General features: G+C 56.2%; 15 protein-coding genes. 5 read left to right on the forward strand and 10 right to left on the reverse strand.

The genetic code is table 11. From position 1 onward, the window contains the following. Positions 1–12: 12 nt before the first annotated feature. Together DOP62_RS05735 and DOP62_RS05740 are read left to right on the forward strand one after the other, a co-directional pair. Positions 13–705 carry a hypothetical protein gene (locus tag DOP62_RS05735; protein ID WP_208676533.1) on the forward strand — a complete coding sequence of 231 codons (693 nt, stop codon included), beginning with the start codon at positions 13–15 and terminating at the stop codon, positions 703–705. 4 nt (positions 706–709) lie between these two features. Further along, positions 710–1,948, forward strand: coding sequence for a glycosyltransferase (locus tag DOP62_RS05740; RefSeq protein WP_208676531.1), 1,239 nt, complete (start codon positions 710–712; stop codon positions 1,946–1,948). On the opposite strand, the gene DOP62_RS05745 is transcribed toward DOP62_RS05740, so the two are convergent. The 6 genes from DOP62_RS05745 to sfsA all read right to left on the reverse strand — a co-directional run bounded on the left by DOP62_RS05745 (position 1,921) and on the right by sfsA (position 7,598). Continuing rightward, a complete protein-coding gene (locus DOP62_RS05745; RefSeq protein WP_208676529.1) occupies positions 1,921–2,958 on the reverse strand; it encodes an aromatic ring-hydroxylating dioxygenase subunit alpha in 1,038 nt (345 codons plus the stop codon). The genes DOP62_RS05740 and DOP62_RS05745 overlap by 28 nt on opposite strands. Positions 2,959–2,961: 3 nt before the next feature. Next, positions 2,962–3,975, reverse strand: coding sequence for an aromatic ring-hydroxylating dioxygenase subunit alpha (locus DOP62_RS05750; RefSeq protein WP_208676528.1), 1,014 nt, complete (start codon positions 3,973–3,975; stop codon positions 2,962–2,964). Next, positions 3,968–4,612 (reverse strand): hypothetical protein, encoded by a 645-nt coding sequence (locus DOP62_RS05755; RefSeq protein ID WP_208676526.1) that lies wholly within the window; start codon positions 4,610–4,612, stop codon positions 3,968–3,970. Before DOP62_RS05755 ends, DOP62_RS05750 begins: the two co-directional genes overlap by 8 nt. A 187-nt stretch (positions 4,613–4,799) precedes the next feature. Continuing rightward, positions 4,800–5,492, reverse strand: coding sequence for a helix-turn-helix domain-containing protein (locus DOP62_RS05760; RefSeq protein ID WP_208676524.1), 693 nt, complete (start codon positions 5,490–5,492; stop codon positions 4,800–4,802). Between the two features lie 506 nt (positions 5,493–5,998). Continuing rightward, entirely contained in the window at positions 5,999–6,808 is an 810-nt protein-coding gene (locus DOP62_RS05765; RefSeq protein ID WP_370538894.1) for a hypothetical protein, read from the reverse strand. Between the two features lie 79 nt (positions 6,809–6,887). Then, complete coding sequence (sfsA, locus tag DOP62_RS05770; RefSeq protein WP_208676522.1) at positions 6,888–7,598, reverse strand: DNA/RNA nuclease SfsA; 711 nt, start codon at positions 7,596–7,598, stop codon at positions 6,888–6,890. Between the two features lie 47 nt (positions 7,599–7,645). Here sfsA and murJ point away from each other — a divergent pair, with 47 nt between their 5' ends. Then, complete coding sequence (murJ, locus tag DOP62_RS05775) at positions 7,646–9,268, forward strand: murein biosynthesis integral membrane protein MurJ (protein WP_208676520.1); 1,623 nt, start codon at positions 7,646–7,648, stop codon at positions 9,266–9,268. Between the two features lie 13 nt (positions 9,269–9,281). Here murJ and DOP62_RS05780 read toward each other — a convergent pair whose 3' ends face one another. The 4 genes from DOP62_RS05780 to smc form a co-directional block, all read right to left on the reverse strand. Then, positions 9,282–9,614, reverse strand: coding sequence for a hypothetical protein (locus tag DOP62_RS05780; RefSeq protein WP_208676518.1), 333 nt, complete (start codon positions 9,612–9,614; stop codon positions 9,282–9,284). Between the two features lie 117 nt (positions 9,615–9,731). Further along, positions 9,732–10,151, reverse strand: a complete 420-nt coding sequence (gene speD / locus DOP62_RS05785) for an adenosylmethionine decarboxylase (RefSeq protein ID WP_011244360.1) — start codon at positions 10,149–10,151, stop codon at positions 9,732–9,734. A gap of 273 nt (positions 10,152–10,424) precedes the next feature. Further along, on the reverse strand, positions 10,425–11,468 hold the full coding sequence (locus DOP62_RS05790) for a PRC-barrel domain-containing protein (protein WP_208676515.1): 1,044 nt from the start codon (positions 11,466–11,468) through the stop codon (positions 10,425–10,427). Between the two features lie 143 nt (positions 11,469–11,611). After that, positions 11,612–15,193, reverse strand: a complete 3,582-nt coding sequence (gene smc / locus DOP62_RS05795) for a chromosome segregation protein SMC (RefSeq protein ID WP_208676513.1) — start codon at positions 15,191–15,193, stop codon at positions 11,612–11,614. A gap of 340 nt (positions 15,194–15,533) precedes the next feature. Between smc and gcvH the strand changes: the two genes are divergently transcribed. Next, a complete protein-coding gene (gene gcvH, locus DOP62_RS05800; RefSeq protein ID WP_208676511.1) occupies positions 15,534–15,923 on the forward strand; it encodes a glycine cleavage system protein GcvH in 390 nt (129 codons plus the stop codon). A gap of 59 nt (positions 15,924–15,982) precedes the next feature. Next, entirely contained in the window at positions 15,983–18,844 is a 2,862-nt protein-coding gene (gcvP, locus tag DOP62_RS05805; protein WP_208676509.1) for an aminomethyl-transferring glycine dehydrogenase, read from the forward strand. Positions 18,845–18,856: the final 12 nt, after the last annotated feature.

Below are 18,856 nucleotides of genomic sequence, written 5' to 3' on the forward strand. Positions count from 1 at the left end.
AGAGCTGCTGCGATGGCTGACTCGGTCTCCACTTCGGTTTGTGTTTACGGCCGTACATTGGCCCAGTACGAGCAAATTTTCGACTTTCAAGCAACGGCTTGGCAGGGCGATCGCGTGCTGGATTGCTCGGGCGGGCCAGCCTCATTTGTTGCAGAAGCGAATGCATTAGGAATTGCCGCGATCGGGGTGGATCCAGCCTATGACCCCGATCCAGAAGTGGTACGACAGCAGATCGAGGCGGATATCGATACCGTGGTGCAGCTGTTCCCGATCATCTCGGCGCAGTTAGGCGATGCGGCACCCGAATCCTCAGTTGTCGAGGGCTCGGCACGCCAGGCTGCAGCTGGGTTCTTAGCTGATTTTGAAGCAAATCGCGATCGCTACATTCAAGCAGCACTGCCCGTTTTGCCCTTCGACGATCGCCAATTCGATCGTGTCCTCTGTGGCAACTTCCTGTTCATCTACGCCAGCGACGACGGCTTCAACTACCCCTTTCATTACCAATCAGTGCTGGAACTCTATCGGGTCTGCGATCGCGAGGTACGCATTTCCCCGACGCGGGGCAGCGGTGGTGGCAGTCATGCCTACGTGGAACAGTTGCTGAGCGATCTGACGGCAGCGGGAATTCCGGCGGAACTGAAAGCGGTGCGCGATCCGGTCTATGGCGAAACGCAAATGCTGCTGTTAACTCGTCCGGCGGAGTAGATCGATGCGGATTGTCATTCTGACGATTGGGACGCGCGGCGACGTGCAGCCATTTATGGCGCTGGGCGTGGGTCTGAAAGCAGCAGGTTATGAGGTGGCGATCGCCACTCAAGCCAACTACCAGTCGATGGTGGAAGGGCTAGGGCTAGAATTCCGGCTGCTAGCAGGCGATCCTCAAGGCGTGCAGCAACAATCAGGGGCCTATTCCAAGGAGACCGTGGCTGCAGCCGCACAGCTTCTTGGCCAGATTCTCAAGGATTCTTGGCTGGCTTGTCAGGATGCAGAAGCGATCGTGGCTTCGCCAAATGCGCGGGGAGCAACTCATATTGCCGAAGCCCTGCATATTCCCTGTTTCCTGGGATCGCCAACCCCCTATGGCTTTACCCATGCCTTTGCCAGCCCTTGGTTTCCGCCCAACTTCAAGCTTGGCGGGAGCTGGGGCAATTGGCTCAGTCACTACGCAGTCGATAAGTTGCTCTGGGCGGCAACCCGCAAGACCGTTAACCAGTGGCGGGTTCAAGATTTAGGGCTGAAACCCTTGGGGTGGAGTAGTCCCTACAAACAATTGGTGCGCAAAGGGCAAGTCTTCCTGCATCCGCTGAGCGAGGTAACCTTGCCGAAGCCAGCAGACTGGCCGGAGCAGGCACATCTGACTGGCTACTGGCTGCTACCCGAAACCGAGGCAGCCCTTTCGCCAGAGTTGGAAGCATTTCTCGCAGCGGGTGAACCACCCGTGTTCATCGGCTTTGGCAGCATGGTCGACCAAGAACCAGAGCGGTTGACTACGATCGCGGTTGAGTCCTTACTGCTGAGTGGTCAACGCGGCATTTTGCTAGCGGGCTGGAGTCGGGTCGATCGCTCTCAACTGCCAGATACAGTCTTTCCGCTAGAGTCTGCACCCTTTGGTCTGCTATTTCCGCGCCTTGCGGCCGCAGTGCATCACGGCGGCTGTGGCACCACAGCAGCGAGCTTGCAGGCAGGTTTGCCAACGATCATCACGGCCTACGGCAACGACCAAGCTTTTTGGGGCAAGCGGGTCGCAGAACTGGGCGCAGGTCCAGCACCAATTACCCGCGAGGGCTTGACGGCAGAGACTCTGTCCAGCGCAATCACCCAAGCCGTTAGCGATCCGCACATGCGATCGCGGGCGCAGGCGATCGGAGAACAGTTGCGGGCTGAGGATGGGGTTGCTAAAGCAGTGAAGCTACTCGGTGATTATTTGGCGGCAGGGACTAGTTCTTGAGCAGCTGTTCTGGAGTCGGCGATCGCCCAACCGCGATCGCGGGCTTGTCGCAGCAAGTTGCGGTAGCCGATTTGCAGGGCATCAGCGGCGACGTGGGTTTCGCTGCGATCGTCCAAGGGAATCATCTTGGGGCGCTGAGTTTCGACAATCCGCTTGTCCTCTTCGATGATTTTGAGGCTGCGGCGCACCGTGTCGCCATCCGCCCAAGCACCGGTGAAAAAGGTGCGCACAGTCAGCCAAAAGGTCTTGGTCGTCTCCGCATCGATGGGCAGGTTTGCGCCATAGCCAATGAAGCGGAAACCATTACCCAAGTCCGTTTCGGTGCGGACGATACAGGGCATGTACAGGGTGATCGTCGTCGTGACCGTTCGCGGGGCATCGCCGCGATTGAACAGCTTCCAAATGCCGCGATAGGCCGATTTGGTGAACTGGGTTTGGGCGCGCAAGCCTTCTGGAAGTTGTTCGACTTTATAAGGCTCAATTAATGGATCTGATGCTGCCCCAAACGAACCCGAGTGGGTGAAGGGCGCGTGAGCGAAATCCATCAGGTTTTCAGTGACGCGGGTGTAGTGGGTGGTGTAAGTCACTTCGCCCTGCACGGTACGCCAAGCTGGATCATCATATTCCGGCAAGGGTGGCAAGGGTGGACGCTCGGCCTCGGGCAAATCGCCGTAGAACAGCCAGACTAGGCCATAGCGTTCTGTCGCTTCATAGTGGGGGACTTTCGCCGCGAAGGGAATCCGCTGTTGCTCCGTATTGGCGGGAATTTTGCGGCAGTGGCCTTGGGCGTCGTACTGCCAGCCGTGGTAGGGACAAACGAGACAGTCGTTTTCGACCCAACCGCCGGAGAGTGCTGCACCCCGATGAACACAGCGATCGCTCAAGGCCTGAATCTGACCGCTGCCATCACGGTAGAGAGCGATCGCTTCACCGCAGAGGGTAACGGACAAGGGGCGATCGCCAACCTGCTTAGCCAGGGCTACGGGATACCAGTAGTTCTTGAAAAACATGGGTCAGCCTTGAGTGACGAGGTAGCGATCGCAGTGTTGCTGCCAGAGCTGGCGGTAGTGCAGTTGCAGGCGATCGGAAGCGACCGAAATTTCATTGCGATCGCGCAGGGGCAGAATGCCTTCAATAATCCGTTGGTCTTCCTGAAAGAGCTTGGCGGTACGTCGCCGCGTTCCACTATCAGCCCAGCCTGCCGTCAAGAAATTTCGGACATGCAACCAGTGACTACGAGTTGTTGTTGCTGAAGTGGGTTGGTGGATGCCCACCAAGATCAGATGAAAATTGCCAAACTCAATATCGATCCGGGTGATGTTCGGTAAGTGAAATGCCGCCCCCGATCGCCCTGCTTTAGGAGTCTCTTGCTTGCGTCCTAGCAGGTTGAAGCTGCCGCGATAGTTCGCCTTCGGCTCAATTGGAATCCAGATTTGAGCCCCGCGATCGCTTTTTTCCAGTTCAAAATCAGCGATCACTTCATTGCCACTGGCGCCAAAGGAATTGGCGTGGACGAAAGGCGAGTGCGCCACATCCATGCCGTTTTCCGTGACGCGCCGATAGTCCGCTGCCCAGTCGAACTGACCTTGGACAACCCGCCAGCCAGGTTGTTCATACTCCGGCAGTTCCCAGAGGGGCGTTTGGCCAGCCCGATCGCGATCGCCCGTGAATACCCAGATCAAGCCGTAGCGCTCTTGCACCGGATAGGTCGCCACTTTGGCAGCTTGAGGAATTCGCGCCTCAGCTTGCTGAGAAGGAATGTGGACACAATGACCGTCGGGTGCGAATTGCCAGCCGTGATAGGGACAGGCGATCGCGTTGTCCTTGACTTGCCCACAGGCCAGCGAGGCCCCCCGGTGGGGGCAGCGATCGTCCAGTGCCACAACTTGCCCGCCAGCAGTGCGATAAATCACCAGCTGTCGATCGAGCAGAGACGCTGCGATCGGCGTTGTACCTACTAAGTCAGTACTGGCTGCAACGGCATACCAGTGATTCGGCAGCAGCGTGACATCTAATAAATTAGCCATGACTGAAATGCCAGACGCTCAACAGAAGACTGGCGCAGAACAGCACTTCGCCACCATTACTGGCCAGCACCCCCACCAGCCGAATCGGGATGGCACCGGTCACGAGCATGGCGATCGCACCCGCTTGCAACCAAGGCCATTGCCGCTCGCGATCGAAAAGAATGCCCAGCCCCAGCAAAATCAGCGTGGTCAGAATGACTGGAATTTCAGGATTGAAGCGCACATCCTTATAGCGCAGCGTGCCGCCGAAGTTGACGGGCGCGAGATCCAAGCCGCGGTAGCGCGTCCAGAGGTCAATGCCAATCAGACTGGCCGTCAGGGCGATCGCCAGCCACATCGCCGTGGATGTTTCCGCCCAAGCAAAACCCGCTCGTAGGGCCACCTGCCAACCGGCAATGATCAAAAGCGGCGAGCCAAGGATGTGCAGTAGATAGCGCCACTTAGCGAGACCTGCGAGGCGATCGCCTTCCCCAATCCAGCGGCCAGCCGCCACGATCGCGTTGTCATAAACCAGCCCGAGCGCCACAAACGCGAGGATGGCCGTGTCCCAACCCGGCGATCGCCAACTGAGCAGCAGCGCACCGACCAGTAGCAGGCTGTGCAAAACGCTGTAGCCGACAAATACAACAGTCGCCATAGGCTGGGGTTTGGAAGACAGCAAAAACTTCCCAGACTTTAGCGCCCACTCTGGCGATCGCGGTAGAGGTACTCCCAGTGCATCGCGATCGTCAAGTTATCACCAGCCGCCCACTTGCTGGATTCTGGTCTCAAACAGGGGCAATCACCAGTCTCAAGCGAGAAAAATATCCGCAACTGCGATCGGGCTAGGACTGCCCCTCTGGTTCTTCGGCCCCAGTTACCTCAGATGCAGCAATAAACGCAAACTCAGGCAGCATGCCTCGCACATTGAAAACAGTCGCTAAAAAGCGAATCGGTAGCTCAATCAGCATTTCAGGACCGTGGGGAATATCACTTTGAAAAGTGAGCGCATCTCCCGCTTGCAGCAAGTAAGATCTATCGCCGTGGCGATACTGCATTTTTCCTTCGAGAACATAAATTGATTCAAAGCCGGGATGTTCAAAAGCGGCAAACGGCTCCGACCCTTCATGAAGGGTAATTAAGAAGGACTCAAAGCAAAATTGCGTACTGGGATCACTAGCTAATAGCTGATAAGTGTGGCCGTTGCGAGTTCCCCGTCGAACCACCTCTTTGGCAGTACCGCTGGGAACCAAAAAGACTTTCTCTGTCGAGACTTCGTAGCCCTTAAACAGCGCACTGAGCGAAATTCCTAGAACAGATACTAATTTTTCTAGGGTTTCTAAACTCGCTGATGTTTGTGCGTTTTCAATTTTCGACAGCATGCCACGCGAGATTCCAGCCTTCTGAGAGACTTCTGCAATCGTTAATCCATGGCGCTGACGCAATTCGCGAATGGTATTTCCCAAGTAGCGACAAAGGGCATTATTACCCCCTATTGGACCGCTTGAAGCTCCCAAATCAGCGTCCGCCGACCTCATCCCAGACCTCAGATAACAAAGAGATTCTTATAACTGTAAACCGGAATATGTAACCACTGAACACATTTTAGAAGAGATGATCTAAATTTCAGAGAATCAGCGGCTACAGTTCCACCATCAAGAAACAAAGTTTCTTTATTTTAACCAAAAAATCATGATCAACGTGCAGGAAAAAGAACACTAAGAACGGACTTTCAAGATGATTTCGTGAATCATTTTGTGATGTTCAGCATGCTTCATCGCCAGACCCAGCATCCGATCGCTGAACGCAAGGAACTCACTCCTTCTCATCGATCCATTCATTAGCCCTAGCATAAGCACTCAAGACCAGCACACAGCAATGCGCAATTGCTTCACTAATCACTATTCCACTCAGGAGAAACTTCTTTTCCTGCAGCTATCAAATTGTGAGCTGAGACAGGCTCAATTCGATAAGAACAATGGCTGGACGGAGGGATTGAATACTGTTTTAGAGAGCATCCAGCCAGGTGACTCTGAAGGAGACTCTAGGCACCGCCTAGCCAACGGCGGACTGTGGCAGGGCGCACACCAGCCTGTTGGCTCAAGCGCTGCCGAATCAAAATCTGGAGCTGCTCACGAACTTGAATGAGTTGCGTCTCTTGTTCTGCTCTGCGCTCTTGCTCTTCTTGCAGCAGTGATTCCAGCGCGGTCAAGTTGTCGTGGAGTTGCTGGATGGTTTGCTCGCGCACCTGCAGATTACTAATGAGCTCCCGATTCTGCTCATCTAAACGGCTGGCTTGGCTGGTCAGACTACCTTGCTGTACTTGCAGTTGCTGAAGGGTCTGGGCCAGCTGATCGCGATCGGTTTGCGCGAGTTCCATCGCTTCCAAGATTTGTTCGCGCTCTTCCAGTAGCTCTTGAAAATCCTGCGATCGCTGATCAGCTTGGGCTTCAAGGGTCTGTAAAGCCGTGGTGAGCTGGGCAATTTGGCGATCGCGATCGCTAACTTGAGTGAGTAAATCTTGTTTCTCTTGAACTAACCCTAAGAGAGTGTTTTCTTGGTCTTTAACCTGCTGCTGCAGTTGACTTACTAAGCGTTCAAGTTGCTGATTGTTTTGGGTCAGGATTGCATTCTCAGCCCGCAGTCGACCGACTTGTCGAAGATCTTCGGGAGCTTCTTCAAGTTTCCGCTCCAAGTCTTGAAGTTGCTGACGGAGCTGAATCAAGGTGCGATCGGGATTCAAGACATCCCTGACCCAACTGCGGACGGCAGCCACGCCCAAAACAGCAGCACCGCCAAAGGTGATGACCTCAAGGGTGCCAGTCAGGACAGCTTGGGTAAGAGCGTAGTTCATAGCAAAGCAACAGAAGCGATCGCAGCCTAGCGCAGGTTCCAGAAGAAACCCAAGTGCATCCTGAACATCACTGATCCCTCTAGAGTTGCAAAGGGGCCACACCTAGAAAATCAATTCCTTCAGGACTGATCTGGAACTGACAGGGATAGACTTCAAGTCCTGCTGCTACGCCAGTCCGCAACAGTTGGCCATAGACCGGATCAGCGCTGTCACCCGGTGCAAAGGCGGTGCAATCACCGCGATTGATGAAGTAGAGCATCACCGCTCGCGCTTCCGGTAGCAGGGCTGTCAGCTCTCGGAGATGCTTTTGGCCACGGGTCGTAACGGTATCGGGGAAAAGCGCTAGACGGCCATCTGTCCAGGTCGTGTTTTTGACCTCGACGTAGATGGGGCGATCGCCTTCTAGTCGAAAGTCCACCCGACTGTTTTCACCGTAGGGAACCTCCCGCTGGACTGTGCCGTAGTCACCTAGAGCGGTTAGATAATGCTGCTCCAACAGGGCTTGAACCACACGATTGGGCAAGCCGGTGTTGACGCCTACCCAAGTCGGTTCGTTGTCCGTTACCTCAATCAGCTCCCAGGTGTAGGCCAGCTTGCGCTTAGGGTTATCCGATTTCGAGACGTAGACAGGATTACCGATCTGGCAGATACCTGTCATTGGACCTGTGTTGGGACAGTGAGCAGTAATCGTCTCACCACTGTCGAGTTCAATATCGGCAAAAAAGCGTTTGTAGCGCTGGAGCAGGCGCCCCCGCAACAGAGGGGGATAGGTGTAGAGCCGCTGAGGCATGGGGGCGTCGTAGACTGTTCAGGCCGTCATCCATTCTTTCGCATCCTGTGCCAGACGCTCCTAAACCGGCCCGATCGCTTGCTGGCATTGCTGGCATCGTTGCTGTGGCCACCCTGCTCAGCAAAGTTTTTGGACTGGTCCGGCAACAGGCGATCGCGGCCGCCTTTGGGGTTGGGCCAGCCTTCGATGCCTACAACTATGCCTACGTCATTCCGGGCTTCCTGCTCATTCTATTGGGGGGGATTAACGGTCCTTTTCACAGTGCGATGGTCAGTGTTCTTGCCAAGCGCGATCGCCGCGACAGTGGCCCCTTGGTCGAAACGATTACGACCCTTGTTGGCATCAGTCTGCTGATCGTCACCGTGCTGCTGGTGATCTTTGCTGATCCGCTGATCGGTTTGGTTGCACCGGGTCTGGACCTAACGCCGACCGGTCAAGAAACAAGGGCGATCGCGGTTCTTCAGCTGCGGATCATGGCACCGATGGCCTTGCTCGCAGGGTTGATTGGCATTGGCTTTGGCGTGCTCAACGCCGCTGATACCTACTGGCTACCCTCAGTCAGCCCGCTCTTTTCCAGCTTGGCTGTGATTGGTGGCGTCGGGGTGTTGTGGTGGCAAGTCGGCAGCCAAATCACCAGTCCCCAACTCGCAATTCTGGGCGGCATTGTGTTGGCAGGTAGCACGCTGCTAGGCGCGATCCTGCAATGGGTGATTCAACTGCCCGCCCAGTTTCGTCATGGCCTCGCCGGACTGCGATTGCGCTTTGAATGGCAACGTCCCGAGGTACAAGCAGTCCTGAAAATTCTCGGCCCTGCCACTTTTTCTTCAGGCATGCTGCAGATCAACGTCTACACCGATCTGTTCTTTGCCTCCTTCATTCCCCAAGCCGCCGCCGGTTTAGGCTATGCCGGTCTACTGGTGCAAACTCCCCTCGGCATTCTCTCGAATGTCATTTTGGTACCGTTGTTGCCGGTGCTCTCTCGTCTAGCAGAGCCGGAGCAATGGCCAGAACTGAAGCAGCGGATCCGTCAGGGCTTATTTTTGACTGCGCTGTTGATGCTGCCCCTCGGAGCTTTGATGGCAGCACTAGCTTTCCCAATCGTGCAGTTGGTCTACGAGCGCGGCGCCTTTCAAACTGAAGCAACTGATCTGGTGGCTTCGCTGCTGGTGGCCTACAGCATCGGTATGTTTGTCTACCTCGGGCGCGATGTCCTAGTGCGGGTTTTCTATGCCCTAGGCGATGGTCAGACTCCATTCCGCATCAGCATCTTCAATATCTTCCTCAATGCCCTGTTCGACTGGCTGCTGCTCAAACCCTTTGGCGCACCCGGTTTAGTCTTGGCCACCGTAGGCGTCAACCTTGTCTCTCTTATTGCCCTGCTCTGGATTTTGCATCGTCGACTGAAAGGATTGCCTCTCCTGCCATGGGGGAGCTGGATTGCGCTACTCAGTGCTTGGAGCTTTGGCTGTGGGGTCTTGGCCTACGGTGCTCAACTGGGGCTCGATCGCCTCTGGCCCGCGCAGAATCTGATCCTGCTGATTGTGAAACTGGCGATCGCGAGTGGCGTGGGTTTACTGGCTTTTGCTCTGCCGGTCAGTCGTTTGCCTCTACCAGAAGTTCAGCAACTGCGCGATCGCCTGCTCCGTCGTCGGCAGCCAGTGGATTCCTAACAGCGCCGCCACCTTATTTGGCGGGACCAGAACCAGAGGTTTTACGTTTGCGGGGCGATCGCGTTGTTTTCGCTTTCGACGCTGTGGCGGCGGGTTTACGCTGACGGGTTGGAGTTGATTTGGGCGCAGTGGCTGGCTCGGGCTCTTCCACAAACGGCCCAGCAGCATCGAGTACTGCTTGGTTTTGAGCCACATACTCTTCCAGAATCGCCAGCACCAAGCCACTGAGATCGGGCTTGCCCTTGTGCTGGCCACTGTTGTGATAGAAACCCTTAATCAACGCCAACTGCTTCAATTGCTGGCGTAAATCTTCCTCAACGCGGACACCAAAAATTTTTTTTGCCATGGTTCGTTCATGTGCTGTGCAGCAAAGAAAAACAACGGAAAAGAGAAGGCGGCCCCCAGACTTCGGTTCAAGGAGCCGCCCACCGCTAATCACTAGATTGAATCGATGACCTTGGCGTTAGGCCGGCACGCGCTCGTGTTCGCGAATCGCAGCGGGAGGCCGTCTGACAATACTGTGCAGACTATGATGTTCAGCTTTGAAAGCTTGAATGAGATGGTGGCAGGCGACTTCGGGCTGAGTGTGGTCGCCGCAAGTAAAGACATCCACCGCTGCATAGCCATTTTCGGGCCAGGTGTGGATGGAGATATGGGATTCAGCCAGCAGTGCTAGAGCTGTCACGCCCTGAGGTTCAAACTCATGGCAGACCTGATTGAGGAGAGTCGCTCCGGCAGCGATCGCGGCTTCACGAATCGAACGATCTACGTAAGCAGCATCATTGAGCAGTTCACCGGCACAGCCGTAGATCTCAAGGATGCAGTGCCGTCCAACACCGAGTGCAGGAGGATCAGCCAAGAGGGGATTGAGGGAGACGGTCATGGTTCTCCGTTAAACAAAGACAACCTGTTAAACAGGTATAACTTGTTCTCTGTATTTTTAGCAAGCGATCGCGCCAAATTCGTGTGGGACTGCGGGAAGTCGCCAATTCTTGAGCATGGCGATCGCGCAGTTAGAGAACCGCAAGCAGCAACCTGAGTCAGCAGGCAAAGACTGACGCTGCTTGAGTTGTACGCGTTTTACAAAATATCAGGCAATGAGCCACTGTTGAATATCACTACTGCCTGCAGTAGCTCAATTTCGATTCAGTGCAACCTAGCCTTCTTCGTATTCTGGCTGACGTTGGTGCTGGGGCAGCTGCAGTTCAGGACTGTTATCTGGCTCGGCCCATGCGTCCCCAAACGGATCATCATCTTGGGGCAGCGGTTGTGGGTTGCTCGCCCGAGTTGGTGCGGGTCGTGCTGAATCAGCACGACGTTGGACGCGGGGTGCAGGCAGATCGTCGTAGCCTTCATCTTCGTCGATGTAGCGATCGCGGCTAGGCTGTTGCGATCGCGGGCGAGGTGCAGGCTCATCTTCCCAGCGACGTTGTGCGGGTGCCGCTTCTTCCTCGTCCATGTAGAGACGACGGGCAGCCGGACGACTTTGGCGCAGCGGTTCAACCAGTTCTTCTTGGCGGCGATCTTCGCGCCGAGCGCGGAACGGTTGCTGGCTGTAATCCCGTTGCGGCGGCAGCGGTTCACCGGCACCGAGCTGATTTTCGACTGGGGTAATCGGTAGGGAGTAGCGATCGTACTCGTCGTCGTCCCAACCACCGAGCCCCAGTTTCTCGAGCAGGCCAGCGGTCAGCTGCACCATCCGATCTTCGGCACCCTCAAAGACAATGACGCGATCGGGCCCGCCACTAACAATTTCCTGTACGCCCAGCTCAAAGGTACTGAGGACACTTTCCGGCACAAAAGCCAAGCCCAAAGAGGCGATCACTAGGGATTCGAGCTTACCGGTGGCGATGTCAAACTTAAACCCACGGACACGACCCAGCGGCTCTCCCGCTTCGGTAATCACCTCGCAATTAATCAGATTGCTGAGGCCGATCGCATCGAAATTGTCTTCAATCACATCGTCGTTATCGACGAGGATGACATCACCGACTTGTCGGATGCTGCTCAGGAACATATAGCGCGGGACGCCGGGCAAGAAGCGCGTCAGCAAGTTGTCGCGCAAGCCCAAGGCCACTACTTCGCGGCGATCGATATCGACGAGTAACTCACCGACCACGCCCAATCGTCGCCCGCTGTCACGAGTAATGACTTGGGTTCCCATAATTTCGGAACGCAACCAAACTTGCTCAGCGGTCATTCTTGAGTCCTATCGTGAGGGACCAATGCTTAGGCCCCAGAAGTGGCGACAGCTTGGTCAGAAGCAGTCACTTCGGATTGTGGCTGATGTCGCGACATCTTTACATTGTCGCCCAGCATAAGGCAATCCTAGCGGCCGGTTGGCTAGGGTTGTGGGATCCCCAAGACTTGGGTGTGGGCCCCACGAGCTTGGGTAACGCCAATCGTGCGCTCCGCCGCTTCAATCATGGGGCGCCGGTGGCTGACCACAATAAATTGGGCTGCTTGCGCTTGCTGACGAATCACCCGTGCCAGCCGCTCCACGTTAGCACCGTCGAGGAAGCTATCCACTTCGTCGAGGGCATAGAAAGGGGAGGGCCGATAGCGCTGCAGGGCAAAGATAAAACTGAGAGCCGTCAGGGATTTTTCGCCGCCGGACATCGACGCGAGGCGACGCACCGGTTTGCCCTTGGGGTGGGCAATTAGATTGAGGCCACTGCTGAAGGGATCTTCAGGGTTGTCCAGCTGCAGTGAGCCGTCGCCGTCAGACAGGTGCGCAAAAATCTCCTGGAAATTGCGATCGATCGCCTCAAAGGATTCCATAAAGGCGCGTCGACGCAGGGTGGTGAAATTTTCGATGCGCAGCAGTAACTCCGTGCGCTCCGCTTCAATCGTGGTCAGCTTCTCTGATAATTCCTCCAGTCGAGCTTGGGTGCGCTCATATTCTTCCAGCGCCAGCATGTTGACTGGCTCCATCGCCTGAATGCGCTTCGCCAGCGATCGCAGTTCATGCTGCAGCGCTTCCATACCCTGCTGTTGCACCGCTTCCGGAATTTCGGGCAGGGGCTGCGGCAATTCCTGCTGCTGTGCCTGGAGTTGGGCCTCGAGCTCGTTCAATTGCTGTTGCAGTTCTAGTTGTTGCTGCTGGCGCTTTTCTTGCTGCCAGACCAGATTTTGTCGCTGCGATCGCTGCTCTTGCAGTTGCCGTTCCGCCCGATCGCGATCGACTTTCTCTTGCCCGAGTTGGGCTTCTAGTTGGGCTTGGCGTTGCTGGAGCTGGGCGATCGCGGTCGCTTGCTGGCGCTGCTGTTCATCGATCTGAGCAAGACGATTGAGCTGTTCCGCCTGCTGTTGCCGCAGCTGGCTGACTTGGGTTTGGGCTGCAGTGGTGCGGTCCTGCAAGCGTTTTTGGTCGGTCTGCAATTGCTGCAGCTGTTGTTCGGCTTGGCGCAGAGCCGTTTCCTGTCGCTGGAGCAGCGCCTCTTGCTGTTGCAGAATCGTTTGCCGCTGCTGCCACTCGCCGTGGATGGGGGAGTCCTCCAATTCCACCAGGGCTTGCCGGAGTACTTGAAGTTGTTCCAGTGCAGCAGGCAATTCTACGGCCAAGGCTTCCAGCCGTGCCTGGGCATGACTCGCTTGCTGTTGGCGTTGCTGCAGTTCAGCCTTGAGATGTTGCTGTTGTTGCTGCAAACGCTGCAGGGTTTGCTGGCGTTGTTGAACAGTCAGTTGCTGCTCGCGTTGTTGCTGGCGGCGATCGTTGAGCGCACTGGCCGCATCTTTAATCACCGCTTGCAGGTTGAGAATCTGCAACTCACTGCGATCGAGAATGACTTCCAACTGTTCGAGGCGATCGCGAATCGCTCGTACTTCCGCCGATTCGCCGCTATCGGGACTGCCAAAACTCAATCCGCCCGATCGCCGCGACAAGCTACCGCCAGTCATCGCCCCGCTGGTTTCCAGCAGCTCGCCATCGAGGGTGACGATGCGGTACTGACCCATGTAGCGGCGAGCTTGGTCGAGCCGTTCAAAGACAACGGTGCCGCCCAAAACAAACTTGAACACTTCGCGGTAGCGATCGTCGCAATCCACCAAGGCGATCGCCAAATCAACCAACCCCTCTGGCTGCTGCCAACGCGGAATTTCCGGCTGCTTACCAGCCCGAATGCGGTTGAGGGGTAGGAAGGTAATCCGACCGGCCTTCTTTTGCTTGAGCAGTTCAATACCTGCTGCTGCAACGCTGTCATCATCGACGACGAGATAGCCCAAACGCCCGCCCGCCGCCACTTCCAAGGCGACTTGGTAGCGGGGCTCAACTCGTCCAAGTTGGGCCACAAGTCCATGGACACCAGGCAAGCCCGTCTCCAGAATCATTCGCGCAGCGGCCGTGCCTTGGGTTTCTTGCAGGGCTTGGCGCAAGCTCTCTTGACGATCGAGCTGGCGTTGTTTCTCACGCTGCTCCTTGAGCAGGCGATCGCGGGTTTCCTGTTGGATTTGCAGTTCTTCCTCTAGCCGCACAAGCTGATCTGCCGCAGTGACCACCGCCGCTTCCGCTTGGCTGAGAGCGGCACGATCGCCTTCAGCCTGTTCTGTCTCTAGCTCGGCTGTGACCGTTACCAAGGCCGCTTGGGTTGCCTCCAGTTGTTGCTGCAGTTGAGTTTGGCGCTCCAGCAGTTGGGCCTGTTCTGCTCGCTGCGGTTCCACTTGAGCCGCGATCGCGTCGGCCTGTTGACGCAGGCTGGTTTGGCGCGTCACCCAGTCTTGGGATTGGGCGGCGAGGGCGTGGGCAGCCTGCCGTGCAGCCTCCACTTGTTCCAGCGCTTGCTGATACTGCGGCTGTAAGGTTTGGGCGATCGTCGTTTGCAGGGTTTGGGCCTGCTGCGCCTGCTGTTGTCCTTCCGTCTGCAACTGGGTTTGGGCTTGCAGCAATGCCTGAATTTGCTGCTGCGTCTGGGTTTGAGCCTCGACTAATTCCTGCTGCTGCCGCTGACTCTGCCGCTGTTCAGCCTCCTGCTGGGCCAGCGCTGCTTGCAGTTTTAGCAGCTCTTCTTCCCCCAGTGCTTTAACCCGTTGATTGAGGCTCTCTAGGGTTACTTCCGTCTGCTGAATTTGTTGCTCGAGCGTCTGCTGAGTTTGTTGATCCGTGGCTGCATCAGTCGCTAACTGAGTTAGCGATCGCTGCAGGGTTTGGACCTGCTGCTGACCCGCCCGCCAACGCAACACAGCTTCCCAGATCTGCTTGGTCGCCTGTTCTTGGCGCAGCGCTTGATACTTCTGAGCTTTTTCCCGATCCTTAGCCAGGCGATCGCGCTGCTCGATCAACTCCTGCTCAACGATCCGGCAGCGATCTTCTCGCTCCTTCACCGATTCGAGTTTGCCTTTGGCCTGCTCGATTTTGCGATCGAACTGAGCCACACCCGCCAGCTCATCAATAATTTGGCGGCGATCGCGGGGACTCATTGAAATGATGTTGGTTACATCGCCCTGCAAGACGACGTTATAGCCCTCGGGATAAATCCGCAGTCGACTCAGTTGCTCATGCAATTGCTGCAGCGTGCAGGCCTCGCCATTCATGGCGTAGGTGCTGGTATAGGTGCCCGAGGGTGTCACTCGCAGCTTGCGGCTGACCGTCCACTCCGCCATGCCCGACTGTATGCCAGTGCCTTCTTCCTCTTCTGTCTCCTCTGCTTCGGGCTGCCAGTCATCGAGGGCAAAGGTAACGCTGACTAGCGTTTCGACCGTGCTACGGCTGCGACTGGCGTAGGTGGAGTTAACCAGATCCGGCAGGCGATCGGCTCGCATTCCCTTGGAGCTCGAGAGTCCGAGGGCAAACAGCAATGCATCGAGGATGTTGGATTTCCCAGAACCATTCGGCCCCGTCACCACCGTGAATTCCGGCAGCAACGGCAGCGAGGTGGTGCCCCCAAAGGACTTGAAATGGCTCAGCTCGATCTGTTTGATGTAGACCAAAACGGCTGCTCTGCCACGAGGTCAGAGGTTAGTGTACCGGTTTCAATTCTCGGGATGGCAGAAACCGAGATTGCAGACTCAGCAGCCCAGCGGGAATGGACTGGATTGCAACAGCTATGCCAATCGCGATCGCACCATGATCACTGAGATGTCAAGGCAATAAAAAGCTGCGATCGCATGAGATGACAATCCGTTGAGGGGTGTGGTTCTCCAAGCTGTGGGGACTAGCACTGCACTCCCCAACCGCTGCTGCAAGAAGGATTACAGATTCTCGGCTTGACCCCCTGTTTTTCCCGTCGGGCAACGGGCAAACTGAAAGCGTCCTCCCGATTTTGTTGCGATGGCGCTGATCTACCCCGACAACCTTCGCTACTTCGATAGTCACGAGTACCTTCAGCTGGACGGCGATGTCGCCACCATTGGGATCAGTGCCTATGCGATCGACCAGCTCGGTGACATCGTTTTTCTGGAACTACCGGAAGTGGGTAGCACGATCACAATCGGGGAAAGTTTTGGCACCGTCGAGTCTGTTAAAGCAGTTGAGGAACTATACGCGCCGGTGACTGGCGAAATTCTGGAACGGAATGAAGCCGTGTTAGAAGCCCCAGAGATTCTGAATAGCGATCCCTACGAGCAGGGTTGGTTGCTTAAGGTACAACTGGCCGCCAAGCCCGATTTGTCAGACTCCTACGATGCCACTCAATATCAAGCGCTGGTCGAAGGGAAATAACACCTGCCGATCGCCCCAGGATCTTGCACAATAGGCCCAACCTTGCGGGGGATTTGTCCATGCCTGCTTCGCCCCACGACTTTGCTCAGCGTCACCTTGGCCCTCGGCCAGCAGATGTGGAGCACATGCTGCAGAAGCTGGGCTGCGACAGTCTGGAAGACTTACTCTCCGTAGTTGTGCCGGCCAATATCCGGCTGCCGCGATCGCTCAACTTGCCTGAGCCCTGTAGCGAAGCCGAGGCACTGGCAGAACTCAAGGCAATCGCTAATCACAATCAAGTGCTGCGCTCCTACCTCGGTCAAGGCTATGCCAACTGCCTGACACCACCGGTGATTCAGCGCAACATTCTCGAAAATCCTGGCTGGTACACCGCCTACACGCCCTACCAAGCGGAGATTGCCCAAGGTCGTTTAGAAGCGCTGCTCAATTTCCAGACGATGGTCAGCGATCTGACGGGTCTAGAGATTGCCAACGCCTCCTTGTTGGATGAGGCGACAGCGGCAGCCGAAGCGATGACGCTCAGTTTAGCAGTCGCGAAGTCAAAGTCTCAGACGTACTTCGTTGCCCACAACTGTCATCCGCAAACGATCGCCGTGGTGCAGACTCGAGCTGCTGCGCTGGGGATTGAAGTGCTCGTTGGCGATCCGCTGCAGTTTGACTTTCAGACCCCAATTTTTGGGCTGCTACTGCAATATCCCGCCACTGATGGCACGATCGCAGACTACCGCTCGGTGATTGAACAAGCCCATGCTCAGGGCGCGATCGCGACCGTTGCCTGTGACTTGCTGGCGCTCACTCTGCTGACCCCGCCGGGGGAATTTGGTGCCGACATCGCGGTTGGTAATAGTCAGCGGTTTGGCGTTCCGCTCGGTTACGGCGGCCCTCACGCTGCGTTTTTTGCGACCAAAGAAGCCTACAAGCGACAGATTCCAGGTCGGATTGTCGGCATCTCTAAAGATGCTCAAGGGAATCCGGCTTTGCGCTTGGCATTGCAAACCCGCGAGCAACATATTCGTCGCGACAAAGCCACTAGCAACATCTGTACGGCGCAAGTCCTGCTGGCAGTTGTAGCTGGATTTTATGCGGTCTACCACGGGGCAGAAGGGCTGACTGCGATCGCGCAGCAAGTGCGGCGTAACACTCAAATTTTGGCTGAGGGGCTGCAGTCCCTCGGGTTCAAGATTCCTCAACAGCCCGGCTTTGACACGCTGATCATCGAGGTCGAAGACCCGAAAGTTTGGCAGTCGCGAGCAGAAGCAGCGGGTTTTAATCTGCGTTGTCTGAGCGATCATCGGCTTGGTATCAGCTTGGATGAGACGACAACTCAGACTGATCTAACTGAATTACTGACTGTTTTTGCCGACGGCCAATCATTGCCCGCTTGGGAAGACATCACTGCTGCGGCAGATGGACAGGTGGATCCGGCTTTTGCGCGGCAGACGCCCTTTCTGACTCATCCTGTTTTTCAGCAATACCACTCCGAAACTGAGCTACTGCGCTACATCCATCGCCTGCAAAGCCGCGATTTGTCGTTGACTACGGCGATGATTCCGCTCGGCTCCTGCACGATGAAGCTCAATGCCACGGCTGAGATGTTACCGATCAGTTGGCTCGAGTTTAATCAAATTCACCCCTTTGCACCGCTGAACCAAACTCAGGGTTATCAACAACTTTTTCAACAGCTGGAAAACTGGCTCGCTGAGATTACAGGCTTTGCCGCCGTTTCCCTCCAACCAAATGCCGGCTCCCAAGGGGAATATGCGGGTCTACTGGTCATCCAGCGCTACCACCAAAGCCGTGGCGAAGGTCACCGCCAGATTTGCTTGATTCCTCAGTCCGCCCACGGCACCAATCCCGCCAGCGCAGTCATGGCCGGCATGAAGGTCGTGCCGATCGCCTGTGACGATCGCGGCAACATTGATGTCAGTGACCTGCAGCAAAAGGCCGCCCAGCATGCGGATCAGCTAGCGGCACTGATGGTCACTTATCCTTCCACTCACGGTGTTTTTGAGGAGGCGATCGCAGAGATCTGTGCGATCGTCCATCAACATGGCGGCCAGGTTTATCTCGATGGCGCCAACCTCAACGCCCAAGTGGGTCTCTGTCAGCCCGGTCAATTTGGGGCAGATGTTTGCCACCTCAACCTCCACAAGACCTTTTGTATTCCCCATGGCGGCGGCGGCCCTGGAGTTGGCCCGATCGGTGTAGCGGCGCACCTTACCCCGTTCCTGCCGAGTCATCCGCTTGTTCCGGAAGTCAATATCGATCCGCAAGCACTTGGCCCGATCGCAGCAGCTCCTTGGGGCAGTGCCAGCATCCTGCCCATTTCTTGGATGTATATCCGGATGATGGGTGCCGCTGGACTGACGCAAGCCAGCGCGATCGCGATTCTCAATGCCAACTACATTGCCACCCGCCTCGCGCCCTACTATCCCATCCTCTATCGAGGCGATCGTGGCTTTGTTGCCCACGAATGCATCCTCGACCTGCGGCCACTCAAACGTACGGCAGGCATCGAAGTTGAGGATGTCGCTAAGCGTTTGATGGACTACGGCTTTCACGCTCCCACCATGTCTTGGCCAGTGCTTGGGACGCTGATGGTGGAGCCCACTGAAAGTGAATCGCTGGCAGAACTCGATCGCTTCTGTGAAGCCATGATCGGCATTTACCACGAGGTCGAAGCGATCGCCTCTGGTGAGTTCGACGCCCTTGATAATCCGCTCAAACAAGCACCTCACACCGCTGCGGTCTTGCTCCAAACTGACTGGAATCACTCTTACAGCCGCGAGCAAGCTGCCTATCCCGCCTCTTGGACACGGGAGCATAAGTTTTGGCCAGTGGTCAGCCGTATCGATAATGCCTACGGCGATCGCAACCTTGTCTGCTCCTGCTTACCGATGAGCGCCTACAGCGATCGCTAAACGGGCAACTGA

Source organism: Synechococcus elongatus PCC 11801 (genome assembly GCF_003846445.2).
GTDB classification, from domain to species: domain Bacteria; phylum Cyanobacteriota; class Cyanobacteriia; order Synechococcales; family Synechococcaceae; genus Synechococcus; species Synechococcus elongatus_A.

Bases quoted from the DNA above. Each gene is read 5' to 3' on its own strand.
- DOP62_RS05780 (WP_208676518.1), bottom strand. From the start codon at position 9,614: ATGGCAAAAAAAATTTTTGGTGTCCGCGTTGAGGAAGATTTACGCCAG.
- DOP62_RS05790 (WP_208676515.1), bottom strand. From the start codon at position 11,468: ATGACCGCTGAGCAAGTTTGGTTGCGTTCCGAAATTATGGGAACCCAA.
- DOP62_RS05735 (WP_208676533.1), top strand. From the start codon at position 13: ATGGCTGACTCGGTCTCCACTTCGGTTTGTGTTTACGGCCGTACATTG.
- DOP62_RS05750 (WP_208676528.1), bottom strand. From the start codon at position 3,975: ATGGCTAATTTATTAGATGTCACGCTGCTGCCGAATCACTGGTATGCC.
- DOP62_RS05745 (WP_208676529.1), bottom strand. From the start codon at position 2,958: ATGTTTTTCAAGAACTACTGGTATCCCGTAGCCCTGGCTAAGCAGGTT.
- DOP62_RS05760 (WP_208676524.1), bottom strand. From the start codon at position 5,492: ATGAGGTCGGCGGACGCTGATTTGGGAGCTTCAAGCGGTCCAATAGGG.
- DOP62_RS05755 (WP_208676526.1), bottom strand. From the start codon at position 4,612: ATGGCGACTGTTGTATTTGTCGGCTACAGCGTTTTGCACAGCCTGCTA.
- DOP62_RS05765 (WP_370538894.1), bottom strand. From the start codon at position 6,808: ATGAACTACGCTCTTACCCAAGCTGTCCTGACTGGCACCCTTGAGGTC.
- DOP62_RS05740 (WP_208676531.1), top strand. From the start codon at position 710: ATGCGGATTGTCATTCTGACGATTGGGACGCGCGGCGACGTGCAGCCA.
- gcvP (WP_208676509.1), top strand. From the start codon at position 15,983: ATGCCTGCTTCGCCCCACGACTTTGCTCAGCGTCACCTTGGCCCTCGG.
- sfsA (WP_208676522.1), bottom strand. From the start codon at position 7,598: ATGCCTCAGCGGCTCTACACCTATCCCCCTCTGTTGCGGGGGCGCCTG.
- gcvH (WP_208676511.1), top strand. From the start codon at position 15,534: ATGGCGCTGATCTACCCCGACAACCTTCGCTACTTCGATAGTCACGAG.
- speD (WP_011244360.1), bottom strand. From the start codon at position 10,151: ATGACCGTCTCCCTCAATCCCCTCTTGGCTGATCCTCCTGCACTCGGT.